This window comes from Corallococcus sp. AB045, assembly GCF_003668895.1.
GTDB lineage: Bacteria > Myxococcota > Myxococcia > Myxococcales > Myxococcaceae > Corallococcus > Corallococcus coralloides.
Map to the genome: position 1 here is coordinate 1 of NZ_RAWN01000193.1, position 17,308 is coordinate 17,308.

Annotated in this window: 13 protein-coding genes; 8 read left to right on the forward strand and 5 right to left on the reverse strand. The window is 73.5% G+C overall.

Features of this window, described 5'->3' with window-relative positions:
- On the reverse strand, positions 1-349 hold a 349-nt coding region (locus tag D7Y21_RS32880), incomplete at its 3' end, for a TIGR02269 family lipoprotein (RefSeq protein ID WP_121717786.1).
- Positions 350-421: 72 nt separating this feature from the next.
- The gene (locus D7Y21_RS32885) at positions 422-3,319 is read right to left on the reverse strand and encodes a PAS domain-containing protein (RefSeq protein WP_121717778.1); all 2,898 of its coding nucleotides are present in this window, start codon (positions 3,317-3,319) and stop codon (positions 422-424) included.
- Between the two features lie 185 nt (positions 3,320-3,504).
- Here D7Y21_RS32885 and D7Y21_RS32890 point away from each other — a divergent pair, with 185 nt between their 5' ends.
- Entirely contained in the window at positions 3,505-3,885 is a 381-nt protein-coding gene (locus D7Y21_RS32890) for a response regulator (protein ID WP_120560889.1), read from the forward strand.
- A 10-nt stretch (positions 3,886-3,895) separates the two neighbouring features.
- Here D7Y21_RS32890 and D7Y21_RS32895 read toward each other — a convergent pair whose 3' ends face one another.
- Together D7Y21_RS32895 and D7Y21_RS32900 are read right to left on the reverse strand one after the other, a co-directional pair.
- Complete coding sequence (locus D7Y21_RS32895) at positions 3,896-4,291, reverse strand: response regulator (protein WP_158619174.1); 396 nt, start codon at positions 4,289-4,291, stop codon at positions 3,896-3,898.
- Positions 4,292-4,371: 80 nt separating this feature from the next.
- Positions 4,372-5,916, reverse strand: coding sequence for a response regulator (locus D7Y21_RS32900; protein WP_121717780.1), 1,545 nt, complete (start codon positions 5,914-5,916; stop codon positions 4,372-4,374).
- 202 nt (positions 5,917-6,118) lie between these two features.
- Between D7Y21_RS32900 and D7Y21_RS32905 the strand changes: the two genes are divergently transcribed.
- From D7Y21_RS32905 to cheB, 7 genes are read left to right on the forward strand one after another with little or no spacing between them, the layout of a single operon-like run.
- Positions 6,119-6,511, forward strand: coding sequence for a response regulator (locus D7Y21_RS32905; protein ID WP_120560892.1), 393 nt, complete (start codon positions 6,119-6,121; stop codon positions 6,509-6,511).
- Entirely contained in the window at positions 6,508-8,580 is a 2,073-nt protein-coding gene (locus D7Y21_RS32910; RefSeq protein ID WP_121717781.1) for a chemotaxis protein CheA, read from the forward strand. The genes D7Y21_RS32905 and D7Y21_RS32910 overlap by 4 nt, the downstream gene beginning before the upstream one ends.
- Positions 8,577-9,023 carry a chemotaxis protein CheW gene (locus D7Y21_RS32915; RefSeq protein ID WP_120560894.1) on the forward strand — a complete coding sequence of 149 codons (447 nt, stop codon included), beginning with the start codon at positions 8,577-8,579 and terminating at the stop codon, positions 9,021-9,023. The genes D7Y21_RS32910 and D7Y21_RS32915 overlap by 4 nt, the downstream gene beginning before the upstream one ends.
- Positions 9,004-11,550: a methyl-accepting chemotaxis protein gene (locus D7Y21_RS32920; protein ID WP_121717782.1), complete on the forward strand. Its 2,547-nt coding sequence runs from the start codon at positions 9,004-9,006 to the stop codon at positions 11,548-11,550. The genes D7Y21_RS32915 and D7Y21_RS32920 overlap by 20 nt, the downstream gene beginning before the upstream one ends.
- Positions 11,547-13,916 (forward strand): HEAT repeat domain-containing protein, encoded by a 2,370-nt coding sequence (locus tag D7Y21_RS32925; protein WP_121717783.1) that lies wholly within the window; start codon positions 11,547-11,549, stop codon positions 13,914-13,916. Before D7Y21_RS32920 ends, D7Y21_RS32925 begins: the two co-directional genes overlap by 4 nt.
- Before the next feature lie 13 nt (positions 13,917-13,929).
- On the forward strand, positions 13,930-14,751 hold the full coding sequence (locus tag D7Y21_RS32930; RefSeq protein WP_120560897.1) for a protein-glutamate O-methyltransferase CheR: 822 nt from the start codon (positions 13,930-13,932) through the stop codon (positions 14,749-14,751).
- Positions 14,748-15,779 (forward strand): chemotaxis-specific protein-glutamate methyltransferase CheB, encoded by a 1,032-nt coding sequence (gene cheB / locus D7Y21_RS32935; protein WP_121717784.1) that lies wholly within the window; start codon positions 14,748-14,750, stop codon positions 15,777-15,779. Before D7Y21_RS32930 ends, cheB begins: the two co-directional genes overlap by 4 nt.
- Before the next feature lie 26 nt (positions 15,780-15,805).
- Here the strand turns inward: cheB and D7Y21_RS32940 are convergent.
- Positions 15,806-17,308: ATP-binding protein (locus D7Y21_RS32940; RefSeq protein WP_121717785.1), on the reverse strand; the 1,503-nt coding region annotated here is incomplete at its 5' end.

The following is a 17,308-nucleotide window of genomic DNA, read 5'->3' on the forward strand; positions in this document are numbered from 1 at the left end:
GGACGGGCTTGGGCGTGCCGTACCAGGGAAACACCATGATGGGTTCCCCGCCGCCGGGAAGATTCATGGCGCTGCCCCAGGTGCGCTGGGGGCCGCCTCCCGGTGCGGGTGCGGCGGCGGCGGGCGGTGGGCGCGGTGGCAGACCGCGCGCCAGCACCACGTCTCCGGGCACGTCCTCGCAGCGGTAGAAGCCACAGGCGTCATCCCCGCAGAGCAGGGCGACGCAGTGGTCTTCATCAGGCTCGCTGCACTCCCTTTCCGCATCTTCCCATTGCGTCAGGAGGGCAGTCGGAGTCGCACACGCTCCCAGGAGCAACACCAACAGCCCGCACGACAGGGATTTCCGCATATGCCGCAAAGGCTAGCATCGTGGCCTGTCATGCCACTCAATGGCCGTCGCCCTGGCACCGGCCCCGCGCCCCTACGCTCCGGCGGCCTCCTTCGCGTCGGCGTGCGGCAGCCGCACCGTGAACGTCGTGCCCGCCTCCCGCGTGGAGGTCACGTCGATGGTGCCGCCGTGCGCATGCACGATGGTCCGCACGATGTAGAGCCCCAGGCCCACGCTGCGCGTCGCCGCGTCCGTGCCCGGCGCCCCGCGCTGCATGGGCTGGAAGATGCGGGGCAGCACGTCGGAGGCGATGGGGGCTCCGCCGTTGTGCACCTCCAGCAGGACGCCCCCGGGCACCTCCCGCAGGCGCACCGCCACCGGCGTGTCCTCCGGCGAGTACTTCAGCGCGTTGCCCAGCAGGTTGATGAGCAATTGCGTGACGCGGTCCGGATCCCAGCAGCCGCGAAGGCCTGCCTGCGGCAGCGACAACTGGATGTCGCGCTCCGGAGCGGTCATCCGCGCCTCCTCCACCGCCTGCCGCACCAGCGCCCCCAGCTCCAGGTCCTGGCACTGCACCGGGAGCCCCCCGCCCAGACGCGCCTGGGTGAAGTCCAGCAGGTCGCGGATCATCCGCACCGCGCGCTCCGCGGAAGCCTGGATGCGCAGGACGGCCTTCGTCGCACGCTCGTTCAACTCCTCGCGCCGGAGCAGCGATGCCGTGCCCAGCATGATGGCGTTCAGCGGGTTGCGCAGGTCGTGCGACACGATGCCCACCAGGTACTGCTCGAACTCCGCGCGCTGGCGCGCCGCCTCCTCCGCGAGCTTGCGCTCCGTCACGTCCAGCCCCGTGCCCACGAAGCGCAGGGGCCGTCCGTCCGGCCCGAAGTGCACGTGGCCCCGCCCGGAGATCCATCGCTCGGCCTGGCCTGCCCGCGGGAGCCGCGCGCGGAACTCGCTCGCGTACTCGCCGACGCCTCCGGGCCGGGCGGCCTCCTCCATCGCGCGCCCCACCTGGGGCCGGTCCTCCTCCAGGACGAACCGCATGGCCTCGTCGAGCGTCACCTCCCCCTGGGCGGGCAGGCCCAGCATGGCGCGGAAGCGCGCGTCCCAGGTGCCCCGGCCCGTGGCCAGCTCGATGTCCCAGCTGCCCATGTCCGCCGCGTCCAGCGCCAACCGCAGGCGCTCCTCGCTGGCGTGCAGCGTCCCCGCCAGACCTTCCGCCCGTTGACGGGCCTGCACGGCTTCGGTGACCTCGTTGGCGACGACGAGGATGCCCTGGAGGCCGACCTCCGTTTCGTGCAGCGGCTGGTAGATGAGGTTGAAGTACGCTTCCTCCAGGGCTCCGCCCGCGGCCCGAGCCAGCCGCACGGGCAGTTCGTGGCCCACGTAGGGCACCCCCGTGGTGAGCACTCCGTCCAGCAGCTCCCGGATGCCCTGGCCCTCCACCTCCGGCAGCGCTTCGAGCACGGGACGGCCCAGGACCTGATCGCTGGTGCGGCCCCAGAGCTGGCAGACGCGGTCGTTGGCCAGCGCCACGACGTGCGTGGGCCCCCGGAGGATGGCGAGCGCGACGGGCGCCTGCCGCAGCAGCGCGTGCAACTGGCTCAGCTCCGTGTCCGCCTGGACGCGCGCGGTCCGAGCCTCCCGCAGCTGCTGTTCGTTTCCGTTCTCCACCTCCCATCGGGAGGTGACGTCCTGCATGGCGCCCACCATGCGCACGCCCCGGCCCGCCGCGTCGCGCAGGATGACTCCCGTGTCCAGCACCCGCACGACGTCGCCCTGGCGGTTGAGGAACCGGTACTCGTCCTGCCAGCGCGCCTGCATGCCCTGGATGGCCGCGTGGATGCCGTGCGCCACCCGCTCCCGGTCCTCCGGGTGGATGCGCGCCACCCACCATTGTGCCAGGGGGCCAATCTCCTCGGGCGCGAAGCCCAGCAGCCTGCGCGTCTCCCCGCTCCATGCCACCGCCTGGGTGAGCAGGTTCCAATCCCAGACAGTGTCCGCCGCCGCCTGGCTGGCCAGCCGGTAGCGCGTCTCCGACGCCTCCAGCTGCGCGTGGGCTTCGCTCAGCCGGCCCATCAGCAGGGCGCGGTCGAGGATGCCGGCGAGGTACTCCACCAGCGTCTCCAGGAAGCGCTTGGCCTGCGGCGGCACCGGCCGGGCCTCCGCGAAGCCCACGCAGAGGACGCCCATCAGGGTGCCGTGGGGCCACAGCCGCAGGCCCAGCAGGGTGCTCCACGCACTGGCCTCCAGCCCTTCGCGTTCGAAGTCCTCCAGCCCCCGCGCCTGCGCGAGCACCAGCGGCTCCTCGGAGCGCGCCACCCGGCCCAGGAAGGACGGCCCCTGCGCGTCCGCCCACCGGCCCGGAGGCGGAACGAGGTGCAGGGTGCGCGCGGCGGGGAGCATCCTCCGGCCGCCCGCGTCCACGAGGAACAGCTCCGCCCCGGCGGCCTCCATTGCTCGGGCGATGAGCTCCACCAGCGGCTTGAGCGGGCCCTGCATGTCCGTGCCGGGCTCCAGCGACCGGGGCGCCAGCGCGTCCATCTGGCGCAGGAAGCGCTTCTCCCGCTGGCGGTCCTCCATCGAGTCGCCGGAGAAGAGGAGCACCACGTGCTCCATGGCCTCCTCTATCTGCTGGAAGAGGCACTGCAGGCCCGAGGCGCCGGGCTTGCGCTCCGGCTGGGCGTCCTCCCAGAGCTGGGGGATGAGCCGCCCCAGGAGCGTGTATTCGTCCGTCGCGTCCTCCTGCGTGGCGCCCACGCGCAGCCGCAGGTTGATGTGGGCCTCCTCCAGGCGCGCCCGCGTCTCCAACCGCTCCGGCGTGGAGCCGTGCCGGCAGATGGCCGCGACCGCACGGAGATATTCCGGGACCGTGGAGATGCGCTCCGAAGGCTTCAGGCCCTGCGTGCTCTCCAGCCCGCGCGCCGCCTCCGCGAAGCGCCGCACCAGGACGTCCAGGTTCCCTTCGATGAAGTCCGCGATGAGTTTCATGGGGCCGTAGAGAAGGGGGTAGGGGCTCGGGCCTCCCGGTGCAACCGACCCGCCTGGTTTCCCTCGTGATTCCCGACAGGCGGCCGGACGGGGGCCTGCCCCGCGCGGAATTTCCGCGCGCCGCGACGGGCAGGGAGGCACGTCATTCCTGGCGCCAGCGGCACGACCTGCGTAGGCTGCCGCCGGTGAGCAGCACCCCCTCGCGTTCCACCATCCTCATCGTCGACGACGAACCGGACCTGCGTGAGGTCGTGGCGGAGCTGCTGGAGATGGAGGACTACACGGTGCTCCAGGCCGCCAACGGCCAGGCCGCGCTGGACGTCCTCGCCGCCAACAACGACCAGCCCTGCCTGGTGCTGCTGGACCTGATGATGCCGGTGATGGACGGACACGAGTTCCTCCACCGGCTGCGGGAGGACGCGCGCTACCGCGAGCTGCCCGTGCTGATGCTCACCGCCCACTTCTCCGCCAAGGCCCCGCCGGGCACGGTGGGCCTGCTGCGCAAGCCCGTGGACATCCCGGAGCTCCTGGCCATGGTGGCGCGGCACTGTCCCGCCGCCGCCTGAGCGCCCGGCTTCACGCCGTCGTGGTGTGCACCGCGATGGCGTCCAGCAGTGCCTCCAGCTTCACCGGCTTGCCCAGCCGTCCAGCCACGCCTTGCGGCAAGGGCAGGGTGGGGTGCGCCGTCAGCACCAGCACCTGCGTGAGCGCGAGCGCGCCCGTGCCACGCAGGTGTTCGATGAAGGCGTGGCCGTCCATCACCGGCATCACCAGGTCCAGCAGGACGAGGGCGGGCATCCGCTCCTGCTCCGCCAGCAGGTGCAGCGCGTCCTGGCCGTTCGCCGCCGTGAGGACGCGGTAGCCCTCCGACTCCAGGATTTCGCGCAGCGCCTCGCGGACGTCTTCGTTGTTCTCGACGAGGAGCAGGGTGGTGCGGTGTTGCGGAGTGGACACGCGTGCACGGTAGGGCACGGGTCCCAGCGTTTCCAGGGGGCTCGTGGGCCTGGACGGCCGGGAGGCGCGGGAGCAGGGGGGCGTGTGCCCTCCGTGACTCATGCGCCCCCGCGCGGCAGCGTCAGGGTGAAGACCGTCCGCTGCGCGTCCGACGTCACGGTGAGCGTGCCCCGGTGGCTTCGGGCAATCTGGTCGGAGATGAAGAGGCCCAGGCCCAGGCCCGACGGAACATGCGCGCCCGTGCGCGCGCGCTGGAAGGGGTGGAACAGGCTCTCCAGCTCTTCCGGAGCGATGGCCACCCCCGTGTTGCTCACCCGCGCGAGGACCTGCTCCGGCTCGCCCACGAGCGACAGCTCCACGGTGGTGTCCGCCGGGCTGTACTGGAGGGCGTTGCCCACCAGGTTGCTCAGCACCTGCGCCAGCCGGTCCGCGTCCCAGTTCCCCGTGAGGGGGCCCGTGGACGTCACCTTCACGGTGCGGCGCGGGTGCACCAGCTCCAGCTCCTCCACCACCTGGCGCGCCACCTGGCCCAGGTCCGTGGCGGCCGGGGTCAGCGGGATGCCGCTGCCCAGCCGGCTGCGGGTGAAGTCCAACAGCTCGGTGATCATCCGCGTCATCCGGTCCGTGCTGTTGATGATGCGGCTGGCGGTGCGCTCCATCGCGGGGGGCAGTTGCTCGCTGGCGACGAGGAAGCTGGCGCCCATGCGGATGGAGTTGAGCGGGTTGCGCAGGTCGTGGCCCACGATGCCCAGGAAGCGCTCGCGGAACTCCGCGGTCGAGCGCAGCTCCGCCTCCGCCTGCTTGAGCCGGGTGACGTCCACCATCACGGCGCCCACGCCCACCACCTCACCCCGGGCGGTGCGCACCGGGTGGTAGCTGGCCATCACGTACAGCTCGCCGTGGGGCGCGTCCGGGTGCTCCAGCGTGAAGCCCAGCTCCTCCACGGGCTCGCCCGTCTCCATGACGCGGCGGAGGACGGGCTCCAGCCGCGCGGCGAAGCGGGGCAGGACCTCCGCCAGCGCCCGGCCCGGGTAGGCGTCCACGGACAGCCCGTCCAGCTTCGCCATGCGCGCGTTGACGCGCACGAAGCGCAGGTCCCGGTCCAGCAGCGACAGCCCCACGGGCGAGGACGTGAGCAGCGCGTCCAGCTGCGCGAACACCTCCGCCTTCTCCTCGCTCGTGCGCCGCACGTCGTCCACCAGCCGCTTGGTGCGCGCGAGCGCGTCCACCCGCGCGCGCACCTCCTCCGTGCGGAAGGGCTTGGCCACGTAGTCGTTGGCGCCCGCGCGCAGGCCCTGCACCAGGTCCTCCGGCCGGCCGTGCGCGGTGAGCAGCAGCACCGGCAGGGCCTGGGTCTCCCGCTGGCCACGCAGGAACTGACAGACCTCCGGACCGGACATTCCCGGCATCTCCCAATCCAACACCACCACGTCCGGTGCTCGCCCGGCGTGTAGCCTTTCGAGCATCGCGGCGCCGTCCGGGAACGTCTCCACCTGGAAGCCCGTTCCCAGCGCGGTCTTGATGAAGCGCGCCTCGCTGGCACTGTCGTCCACCACCCAGACGCAAGGTGCGTGCTCCAGGGGAGGTGGAGGCGGGCCCGGCGGGCAGGGGAAGGAGGTGTCGGGCGGAGGAGGCGGGCGCATGGTTGAAATTCAGTCCCCGGGGCGGAAAAACAGGAGGGCGCAGGGTGCCGGATGTGCGGGCAGCCGTGGCGCTTCGTCGCCCGCCGTGGCACATCGTCCAAGGCGCGCGTGGACAAGCCAACGTTCAACGCGCGCCGGATGACTCATTTCTTTCAGCGGGTCGGAATCGATCTAGCTTGGCCGGTCGTTTCCAGAGGACGCCATGCCCGAGGTACTCGTCGTTGATGACAGCAAGGTGATGCGCGACATGGTGGTCGCCTGCCTGCGGCCCTATCCGGAAAGCCACTTCACCCAGGCGTCCAGCGGGTTGGAGGCCATCGAGCAGCTGTCACTCAAGCCGTACGACCTGCTCGTCCTGGACCTCAACATGCCGGACATCGGTGGCATCGAGGTGGTGGAGTTCGTGCGCGGACAGGACCACCTGCGCAACCTGCCCATCATCATCGTCACCACGCGTGGCGACGAGGCGTCCCGCGAGCGCGCGCTGCAGGCTGGCGCGGACCGCTTCATGACCAAGCCCTTCACGCCGGACTCCATCCAGGGCGCCGCCCGGGCCCTCCTGGAGAAGACCTCGGCCGAGGCGCCGCGCGGGTGACGGGAAACGGGGAGTTCGCGGAGTTCCTCCCCGCGTACCTGGCGGAGGCGGATGAGCTGCTCGCCTCCGCGCAGAAGGACCTGCTCGCGGTGGAGGAGGCCGTGCGCAAGGGGCAGGCCCAGCCCCGCGCCGTACGCGAGCTGTTCCGGGCGCTGCATACGCTCAAGGGCCTGTCCGCCATGGTGGACGTGGAGCCCGTCGTCTCCCTGGCGCATTGGATGGAGGCGTCGCTGCGGCTGGCGGATCAAGCCGGCGGCCGGCTGCCCGAGTCCAGCGTGGAGCCGCTGGTGGAGGGCCTGCGCGCCATCGAGCTGCGCGTGCGGCAGCTGGGCGCCGGGAAGGCCGCGTCGCCCGCGCCCGCGAACCTGCTGGAGGCGCTGGAGGCGCTGGGGCCGCAGGTGCGGGACGCGGCCCCCAAGCGGGCCCGGCCCGTGAAGCTGGACGCGGAGGCTTCGTTCGCCTCCCGCCTGGCCCCGTCCGAGCGCGAGCAGCTGGAGGGCGGGCTCGCCGGCGGTCAGCGCGCGCTGCGGCTGGACTTCGTGCCGTCGTCGGAGCGCGCCGCCAGGGGCCTCAACATCAACACCGTGCGCGAGCGCGTGGCGAAGCTCGCGGACATCGTGAAGGTGCTGCCCCTGTCCGGCGCCGCCGCGGGGGGCGCGTCGCTCGCGTTCGCGCTGCTGCTCATCACCCGCGCGGAGGACGCCGTGCTGCTGGACGCCGTGGGCGGACCTCCCGCCGCGGTGCGCTCGCTGGAGGCTGCCGGGCCCGCCGAGTTCCCGCCCGAGGACGGGGTCCCCGGCGGCGCGGCGGAGCTGCCCGGTGCCGCCGTCCTCGAGGAAGAGCTGGACGAGCCGGAGGTGCGCCGGGGCGGTGGCCTGCTGCGCGTGGAGGTGTCCCGGCTGGACGAGGCCATGGAGTGGCTGGCGGCGCTCGTGGTCAACCGCTCGCGGCTGATGCGCGCGGTGGCGGCGCTCACCCAGGCGGGCGCGCCCACGCGCGAGCTCACCGCCATCCTCCAGGAGAACGGCCGCCAGCTGCGCGACCTGCGCTCGGCCATCCTTCGGCTGCGCATGGTTCGCGTGGGTGACGTGCTGGAGCGGCTGCCCCTGCTGGTGCGCGGCCTGCGCCGCGCCACGGGCAAGGCGGTGCGGCTGGAGCTGGACGTGGGCGACGCGGAGCTGGACAAGGCGGTGGCGGACCGGCTGCTTCCCGCGCTGGTGCACCTGGTGCGCAACGCCGTGGACCACGCGCTGGAGTCCCCCGAGGAGCGCCAGGCGGCGGGCAAGGCGGCGGAGGGGCTGGTGCGCCTCAGCTGCCATGCGCGGGCCAGCGGCCAGCTGGAGCTCACCCTGCGCGACGACGGACGCGGCGTGGACGCGAAGGCGGTGGCGAAGGCGGCGAAGGCCCCCGTGCCGGACTCCGCGGACGCGCTGCTGGACCTCTTGTGCCGGCCCGGCCTGTCCACTCGCCAGGAGGCCACGCGCACCAGCGGCCGGGGCATGGGCATGGACATCGTGCGCCGCATCGTCGTGGAGCAGCTGGGCGGTGAGCTGCGCATGGAGACGCGCAAGGGCACGGGCACCACCTTCACCTTGAGCGTCCCCCTCACCGTGACGCTGATGGATGCCATCGTCTTCGAGTGCGCGGGCCGCCGGTACGCGGTCGCGGTGGGCACCGTGGAGGAACTCATCGACGTGGCGGGCGTGGTGCGCCCCGCGGGCGCGGACGGCCTGGGGCTGGTGGAGCGCCGGGGCGCGGCGGTGCCGCTGGTGTCGCTGGCGCGGCTGCTGGACGCGACGGTGGACGCCAGCGCGGCGGGCCAGGGCGCCAAGGCGCTCATCGTGCGCCAGCGCGGGGAGCCGGTGGCCTTCGCGGTGGACCGGCTCGTGGGACAGCAGGAGATCGTGTTGCGGCCGCTGGAGGATCCGCTCGTGCGCGTGCCCGGCGTGGCCGGCGCCACGGACCTGGGTGACGGCCAGCCCACGCTGGTGCTGGACCTGGGCGCGCTGGGCGCGGCGCGCGCGGGCCGCCGCAAGCGTGCGTCCAGGGCAGGGGAGTGGGTGTCATGAACGTGCTGCACGTGCTGTTCAAGGTGGACGGGGCCGAATACGCGATGCCCGCGGCGGACGTGGTGCAGATGGAGTCCTTCACCGGCGCGACGCCGGTGCCCGGGGCGCCTCCGCACGTGGCCGGCCTGGTGCAGGTGCGCGGCCGGGTCATCCCCGTGGTGGACGCGCGCGTCCGCTTCGGGCTGCCGGCGGGGACGCAGTCGCTGGATTCACGGGTGGTGGTGGGGCAGCTGGGCGAGCGCACCGTGGGGCTGCTCGTGGACAGCGCCCGCGAAGTGCTGAAGCTGGATCCCCGCACCATCCAGCCGCCCCCACCCATGGTGGTGGAGGGCGCGAAGGGGTTCGTGAAGGCCGTGGCGCAGGTGGGCCCGCGGCTGGTGATGCTCATCGATTTCCCCCGGGTGGTGGGGGAGGAGGCGGCGGATGTCGACGGACAACGGTAACAGCGTGCGCAAGCTGGAGGACGCTCGCGCGCTGGCGGAGCGCGCCTCGCTCCAGGTGGCGGAGGGCGTGGGGCTGGTGAAGTCCACCGAGCAGCTGGCGACGCGGCTCGCGTCCGCGGGCAACGACCAGGCGGCGGCGGGCGAGCAGGTGCGGATCGCCATCGAGTCCGTGGCCGCGCAGGTGGAGCAGACGAGCGCCGCGGTGCAGTCGCTGGTGCGCAGCCAGCTGTCCGTGGGCGAAGCGGCGAAGGGCGTGCAGCAGGAGGCGGAGACCAACGCGGCCACGATGCAGGAGGTGACGGCGTCGGTGTCCGGCGTGCGCAAGGACGCGGGCACGCTCGCCTCCAGCGCGGACGTGACGGCCTCCACGCTGGAGGAGGTGGCGCGCTCGGTGAAGGGCGTGAGCGCCAACGCGGAGGACCTGGCCGCCTCCAGCGAGGAGTTGCTGGCGAGCATGCAGGAGATGACCGCCACGGTGGAGGACCTGGTGTCGCGCAACCAGACCAGCGCCGCCACCACGGAGGAGGTCGCCGCCACCATTGAAGAGATGTCCAAGGGCATCACCCGGCTGGCCACGGACGCGCAGGGCGTGGGCGAGCGCATGGGCCAGGTGTCCGGCGCCGTGGTGTCCCTGGGCAAGACGCTCCAGGACGTGGTGCGCGACGCGGCCGCCATGGCCTCCAGCGTGGAGGATACGGCCGCCACGTCGGAGCAGGTGGCCCGCAGCGTGCGCGGCGTCGCCGAGCACACGCGCACCCTGGAGGCGAGCGCCGTCACCACCGCGTCCACCGTGCAGGAGGTGGCCGCCAGCGTGGAGGAGGTGGCCGCCACCGCGGAGAAGAACGCCGCCGTGGTGGACGCCAACGCGGCCACCATCGAGCAGCTGTCTCGCTCCGCCCAGGCGGTGGCCCGCGGGGCGGAGAGCATCAACGGCCTGGCGTCCACCAGCGCCACCGCGTCCTCGCAGCTGGAGTCCTCCACGCGCCGCGCGGCGCAGCTGACGGAGGAGGCGCGGCTGGCCGCGGAGCGCGTGGGCACGAGCGCGCGCGAGGGCGGCGCCACGGTGGGGCGCTCCATCGCGGGCTTCGGCCGCATCCGCCAGTCCATCGTGGAGTCGTCCGGGGTGATGAAGGAGATGGGCCGGCGCGCCGAGGAGATTGGCGACATCGTGCAGACCATCAACCTCATCGCGGACCGCACCAACCTCCTGTCGCTCAACGCCAGCATCGAGGCGGCGCGCGCGGGTGAGCACGGCCGCGGCTTCGCGGTGGTGGCGGAGGAGATTCGCGCCCTGGCGGACCGCGCGGCGGCGGCCAGCAGTGACGTGGCGAAGATTGTCCGGGGCCTCCAGACGACGGCGCGCGAGGCGGCGGTGGCCACCGGCGAGGGCGTGCGCGCGGCGGACGAGGGCGCGGCGCTGGCGGGAGACGCGGAGCGCGCGCTGGGCACCATCCTCAAGGGCGTGGACGAGCTGGGCTCCAACGTGCGCGAGGCGTCGCGCGCGTCGACGGAGCAGGTGCAGGCGGTGCAGGCGCTGGTGCAGGCCTCGGCGAAGGTGAGCGAGCAGGGGCGGCTCATCGCCGCGTCCGCGGCGGAGCAGGCGCAGGCCGCGCAGGCGCTGACCCAGGGCGGCACGGAGATGCGGCGCATGGCGCGGCAGACCACCCAGGCCACCCAGGACCAGGCCAAGGCGCTGCGCGACGCGGTGCGCTCCAACACCCAGCTGACGGAGGTGGCGGAGAAGGTGTCGCGCGCGATGCAGGAGCAGGCCCAGGCCGCCACGGACCTGGCCCGGGGCGCCGCGCAGATGCGCCAGCTGGTGCAGGGCGTGAGCGCCGCGGTGATGGCGCAGGGCCAGCAGGTGGGGGCGCTGGGGGCGACAGCGCAGGAGGTGGCGACCTCCACGCAGCGCACGCTCACCGGCATCGCGGAGCAGGCCAAGGCCGCGCAGGAGGTGACGAAGGCCATGGAGGCCACGCGCAAGGAGGTGGCCCAGTCCACGCGCGCCATGTCGGAGCAGGCCCGCGCGCTCAAGCAGGGCGAACTCGCCAGCCGTCAGGTGGCCACCCTGGCCAAGGAGGTGACGCGCGCCACGGACGAGCAGGCCCAGGCGCTCACGAGCCTGGTGCGCGGCGCGGAGGAGGTGCGCCGGGTGGCGAAGACGACCGCGCGCGCGCTGGATGAGCAGACGGACGCCCTGTCCCTGCTCACCCTGTCCGCCGCGAAGCAGGCCACGGGCGTGGCGGCGGTGGCGAGGGCCGCCCTGGACCAGGCCACGATGAGCGAGCAGCTGGGCCGGTCGGTGGAGGACATGCGCATCCGCTCGAAGGAGATCGCCGGAACCACGGCGGAGCAGGCGCGCGCCATGGCCGTCACCGCCAAGGAGGTGAAGGAGGTGGCGGGCCGGCTGGGACAGCTGTCGCGGCTGCACGGAGAGCAGGTAGAGGGCTTGAGCCACCTGAGCGGCCTGTTGGGCGCCACGGAGCCGGGGACGCCCCCCCGGAACACGAGGGAGCAGGCCACGTGAGCAGCACGACCGCGAAGCAACACCCGTTGTCGCTGTCCGCGGAGGACCGCGCCCGGGTGGAAGAGGTGGACCAGCTGGCGCGCCGGGGTCCGGTGAGCCTGCCGGTGCTGGTGACCGGGCTGGACGCGCCGTCGTGGGCGGTGCGCCGCGCCGTGGTGTCCGCGCTGGCGCGCCTGGGCTCCGCCTCCGTGGAGCCCCTGTGCGAGGTGCTTCGCCACCGCCGGGACAACGAGGCGCGCATCGCCGCGGCGGTGGACGCGCTGGTGGCCGCCACGGGCGAGGTGGAGGGCCCGGTGGAGCTCCTGGGGGACGACCCCAACCCGGCCATCGTGTGTGACGCCGCCCAGGTGCTGGGACGCCGTCGCAGCCGGAGGTCCGTGCCGCTCTTGTCGCGGCTCATCGTCCACCCGGACGACAACGTGGCGGTGGCCGCCATCGAGGCGCTGGGCCGCGTGGGCGGCGGCGCGGCGGTGGACGCGCTCCTGTCCTCGCTGGGCAGCGGCAACTTCTTCCGCATCTTCCCCGCCATCGACGTGCTGGGCCGCTCGGGCGACCCCACCGTCGTGCCGGCGCTGATGGCGCTCTTGTCCGACCCCTTCTACGTCCTGGAGGCGGCGCGCGCGCTGGGCCGCACCGGCCAGGAGGCCGCGGTGCCCGCGCTGGTGGGCCTGCTCCAGCGCGGCAACGACGCGGTGGTGCGCGTGGCGGCGGTGGCGCTCGTCGAAATCCACGACGCGCAGGTGCAGCGCTTTGGCGGCGCGCGCACGGTGCCGTCGGTGCTGCGCTCCACCTCGTCGGAGCCGCACCCCACCGGGCGCAGGCTGGCCCAGGTCATCGCGGGCGCGGACGCGGGGGAGAAGACCTCGGTGGCGCGCCTGTTGGGCTGGGTGGGCGGCGCGGACGCGGCCACGGGGCTCTTGAAGCTTTTGGACTCGCAGGACCTGGGGGTGTCGCGCGCGGCCGCGGCGGCCCTGGGCGAGCTGGGCGCGGAGGCGGACGCGCAGATTCTGCAGGCACTGCGCGAGGGTGACAGCTCGCGCAGGCGGGTGCTGCTGCCCCTGGTGGGCAAGCGCTCCGCGGCGGTGCCGGACGTGCTCTTGTGCCTGGAGGACCGGGACGCGACGGTGCGCGCGCTGGCGGCGGAGACGCTGTCGCGCATTGGCGACACGTCCGCGGTGCCGGCCCTGTTCGCGCGGCTGGCGGACGAGGACCCGCGCGTGTCGCAGGCGGTGGTGGGCGCCATCCAGTCGCTGGGCAGCGAGACGACGGAGAACCTGGCGCTGGAGGCTGCGCGCTCCACGGACGTGCGCCAGCGGCGGGCGGCGCTGCGCATCGTGGCGTACTTCGGCTACCCGCGCGGCCTGGACGCGCTGCTGCTGGCCATGCGGGACCCGGACGAGCGGCTGCGCGACGCGGCCATCTACGGCCTGCCCTTCATCGACGACCCGCGCGCGGTGGACGCGCTGCTGGCCGCCGCGAACCATGAGTCGGAGCGCACGCGCGCCACCGCCATGCGCGCGCTGGGCCAGACGGACAAGCAGGCGCGCATCACCTCCACGCTGCTGGGCGGTTTGAACGACCGCGACCCGTGGGTGCGCTACTACGCGTGCCAGTCGCTGGGGAAGCTCAACGAGGAGGCCGCCGCGGACGCCATCGTCGCGCTGGCCAACGACGACGCGGGCCAGGTGCGCGTGGCGGTGGTGGACGCGCTGGCGCACATGCACACGGAGAGCGCCATGGCGGCGCTGCGCCGGGCGGCCTCATCCGCGGACGCGGACGTGCGCCGCGCGGCCCTGCTGGGGCTGGGCGTGGCCCGGCGGCCGGACGCGCTGCCGGTGCTGCTGGAGGCGGTGCACTCGGAGGATCCGGCCACGCGGCTCGTCGCCCTGTCCGCCGTGGCGGAGTACGACGCGCCGGAGACGCTGCCCGCGCTCCTGCGCGCCGCCGGGGACCGGGATGACAGCGTGCGCAGCGCGGCGGTGGGCTTCCTCGCCACACGCACGGGCTCGCACGCGACGCAGCAGCTGGTGTCGCTGCTGGGCGACGTGATGCTGCGCGAGCAGGTGGTGTCCGCGCTGGCGCTGCCCGTGGAAGGGCGCCTGCCCGGACTGATGGCGGCGCTGGAGGTGTCGGACGACGCGACGGCGCCCCTGCTGGTGGCGGCGCTGGCGCGCATGCGCCGGGCGGACGCGAGGGCGGCGCTGATGCAGTCGCTCATCGGCGCGAGCCCCGCCGGACGCCGGGCTTCAGCCCCCGCCGTGGCGGCGCTGGGCACGGTGGAGGCGCGCGAGGCGCTGGACAAGGCCGCCCACCGCGACGAGGACCCGGAAGTGCGACGCGCCTGCCTGCTGGCCCTGGGCCGCTAGGACACATACGGCCATGAGTGCGCTGCCGCTGTCCCCGCAGGTCCTGGCCATCCTCTCCATGCTCATCGAGCAGCGCTCGGGCCTGCACTACGGGCCCGAGGACCGGGACCTGCTGGCGGAGAAGCTGTCCACCCGGGCGCTGGATGCCGGGTTCGACTCGCTGCTCGATTACTACTACTTCCTCCGCTACGACCCGAAGGGGCCGGAGACGCTGGACTCGCTGGTGGAGGCGCTGCTCGTCCACGAGACGTACTTCTTCCGCGAGCCCCAGGCGCTGGAGGTGCTGGTGGACGAGCTGCTGGTGCCGGAGGTGCGCGCGGGCCGCAAGCCCCGCGTGTGGTGCGCGGCGTGCTCCACCGGTGAAGAGCCCCTCACGCTGGCCATGCTGCTGGACTCGCGCGGCGTGCTGGGGGACGTGTCCATCCTGGCCACGGACCTGAGCTCCAAGGCGCTGGAGCGCGCGAAGTCGGGGGAGCACAACCTGCGCTGCCTGCGCGCGCTGCCTCCGGGTGTGATGGGGCGCTGGCTGGACATGGTGGACGGCCGTCCCCGCGTGCGGCCGGACCTGATGGCCCGGGTGGAGTGGCGCCAGCTCAACCTGGTGGACACCGCGGGCTACCCGGAGCCGGGCAGCTGCGAAGCCGTCCTCTGCCGCAACGTGCTCATCTACTTCCAGGACGACACCGCGCGCCGCGTGGTGGACGGTCTCACCGGGGCGCTGCGGCCCGGCGGGCACCTGGTGGTGGGCACCTCCGAGTCCCTGATGCGCTTCGGCACGGCGCTGCGCTGCGAGGAGCGCCGCGGCGCGTTCTTCTACAGCAAGGCGGACTCATGACGTTGCGCGTGCTGGTGGTGGACGACTCGGCGTTCGCGCGCAAGGTGCTGCGCAAGGTGCTGTCGGATGCGGAGGGGCTGGAGGTGGTGGGCACCGCGCGCGACGGCCTGGACGCGCTGGAGCGGGTGGCGGAGCTCAAGCCGGACGTCATCACCCTGGACCTGGTGATGCCGTCGCTGGACGGGGCGGGCTTCCTGCGCGCGCTGGCCGGCATGCCGGACGCGCCGCGCGTGGTGGTGGTGAGCAGCGCGGGCGCGGACAGCGAGCTGGCGGTGGCCGCGCTCCAGGCGGGCGCGGTGGACCTGGTGCACAAGCCCACGGCGCTCGCCACGGACCGGCTCTACGAACTGGGCGCGGAGCTGGTGGAGAAGGTGCGCATCGCGGGGCGCGCGGTGCCGCGCTACCAGCAGGAGCTGGCGGAGGCCGTGGATGCCCCGTCCCTGAAGCCCCTGCCCGCGACGTCGACGAAGCTGCTGGCGGTGGGCACGTCCACGGGCGGGCCGCAGGCGCTGACGCGGCTGTTGTCCGCGATGCCCAGGGACTTCCCGGCGCCGGTGGTGCTCGCGCTGCACATCCCCGCTGGCTACACGGAGGCCGTGGCGAAGCGGCTGGACTCGCAGAGCGCGCTGGAGGTGGTGGAGGCGAGCGACGGCATGGAGCTGGTGCCGGGCCGCGCGGTGCTGGCGCGCGCGGGCCACCACCTGAAGGTGGCGCGGCACGGGGCGCTCAACCTGGTGCGCCTGGACCGCCATCCGCTGGGCACCCCGCACCACCCTTCCGTGGACGTGCTCTTCCAGAGCGTGGCGGAGGTCTGGGGGAAGGACGCGCTGGGGCTGGTGCTCACCGGCATGGGCGAGGACGGGCTCCAGGGCGCGCGGGCCCTGCGCGCCGCGGGCGGCGTGGTGCTCACGGAGGCGGAGTCCTCCTGCGTGGTGTACGGCATGCCGCGCGCGGTGGCGGAAGCGGGCCTGTCCAACGGCACCGCGCCGCTGGACGCCCTGGTGCCCCTCATCTCGCGCTTCGTCTGACGGACCGCGGGGCAGCGCCCGCTTCTTCAGGCGCGGTGCGAGGGAGGCGAAGGCGGCTCGGGCGGCGGGCCCTTCCGGGGCGGCGCGCGGCGCGGCAGCGTGACGGTGAAGGTGGTGCCGTCGCCCTCGGTGGAGGTGACCTCGATGGTGCCCCCGTGGGCGTGCACGATTTCGCGCACGATGTAGAGCCCCAGGCCGTAGCTCATCTTCAGCGTGCGCGTCTGCTGCGGGCCCTGGCGGAAGGGCTCGAAGAGGTGGGGCAGGGTGGCTTCCGGAATGGGGCGGCCCTGGTTGTGGACCGTCACCACCACCTTGTTGCGCAGGCCGTGCGTGGACAGGAGCACGGGCGCGTCCGCCGGGCTGTACTTGAGGGCGTTCTCCACCAGGTTGGACACCACCTGCGCCAGGCGGTCCGGGTCCCACTGCCCCTGCGTGTTGCCCTTGTGCTCCACGACGATGTCGCGCTTCGGGAAGGCCACGCGGAACTCGTGCGCCACCTTGGCCAGCAGCTCCTGCGTGTCCGTGCCGCGCGGCTCAATCACCACGCCGCCCACCAGCCGGGCGCGGGTGAAGTCCAGCAGCAGGCGCGTCAGCCGTTCGATGCGGACCGCCGCGGTGGCGATGCGCTGGCTGGTGCGCGCCGTCTCCTCCGCGGGCCCGCCGGCCGCGAGCACGCGCGACCAGTTCATGATGGCGCCCAGCGGGCTGCGGATGTCGTGGCTGATGATGCCCATCAGGTGCTCCTGGAACTCGGCGTGCCGGAGCACTTCGTCTTCCGCCCACTTGCGCTGGGTGATGTCGCGGCTGATGCCGAACAGGCCGAACACGTTGCCTTCCGGGTCGCGCAGCGGGCCCTTGGTGGACTGCCACACGCGCACGTCCCCGCTGGGGTTCAGGTGCGAATCCTCGTAGGTGAGGGGATGGCCCGCCTTGAGCACGTCCCGGTCGTGCTTCACGTTGACCCGGGCCTCGTCGGGCGGGAAGAGCTCCGCGTCGGTGCGCCCTCGCACCTCGGCCACGGTGCTGCGGCCCACGGCGCGCGCGCCCGCCGAGTTGATGACCTGGTAGGTGCCATCCATGTCCTTGATGTAGATGGCGTCGGTGGTGCCCTCCATCACCGCCTGGAAGAGCTGGCCCACGCGCTGCAACTCGTGGCGGGCCTGGAACTCGCGGGTGATGTCGCGGCAGTGCACCAGCAGGCCGCCGTCCACGGGGCGGGTGCTCACCTCGAAGCAGAAGCCGCCTTCGTGCCAGCGGTGCTCGTAGGGCTCGGCGGAGGGCTGCTCGGTGGCGGGCACGTCCAGGCGCAGGTGCGGGCCCAGGCCCAGCACGTCCGCCACCTTCTTGCGCAGGTCATCGCCCGGCTGGACGCGGGGCCCCAGCAGCTCGCGCATGCGCCGGCTCAGCCAGGTGATGCGCCAGCCCGCGTCCACGCCGAGGAAGGCCTCCGGCAGCGCCTCCAGCAGCGCTTGCAGACCCGGGCCAGAGGCCTCCGTCGGGGACGGGGCGGAAGGACGGGAGCGCGGGCG

Coding starts and splice junctions, on each gene's coding strand:
- D7Y21_RS32915 (WP_120560894.1), top strand. CDS start 8,577: ATGAACGTGCTGCACGTGCTGTTCAAGGTGGACGGGGCCGAATACGCG.
- D7Y21_RS32885 (WP_121717778.1), bottom strand. CDS start 3,319: ATGAAACTCATCGCGGACTTCATCGAAGGGAACCTGGACGTCCTGGTG.
- D7Y21_RS32905 (WP_120560892.1), top strand. CDS start 6,119: ATGCCCGAGGTACTCGTCGTTGATGACAGCAAGGTGATGCGCGACATG.
- D7Y21_RS32920 (WP_121717782.1), top strand. CDS start 9,004: ATGTCGACGGACAACGGTAACAGCGTGCGCAAGCTGGAGGACGCTCGC.
- D7Y21_RS32930 (WP_120560897.1), top strand. CDS start 13,930: ATGAGTGCGCTGCCGCTGTCCCCGCAGGTCCTGGCCATCCTCTCCATG.
- cheB (WP_121717784.1), top strand. CDS start 14,748: ATGACGTTGCGCGTGCTGGTGGTGGACGACTCGGCGTTCGCGCGCAAG.
- D7Y21_RS32900 (WP_121717780.1), bottom strand. CDS start 5,916: ATGCGCCCGCCTCCTCCGCCCGACACCTCCTTCCCCTGCCCGCCGGGC.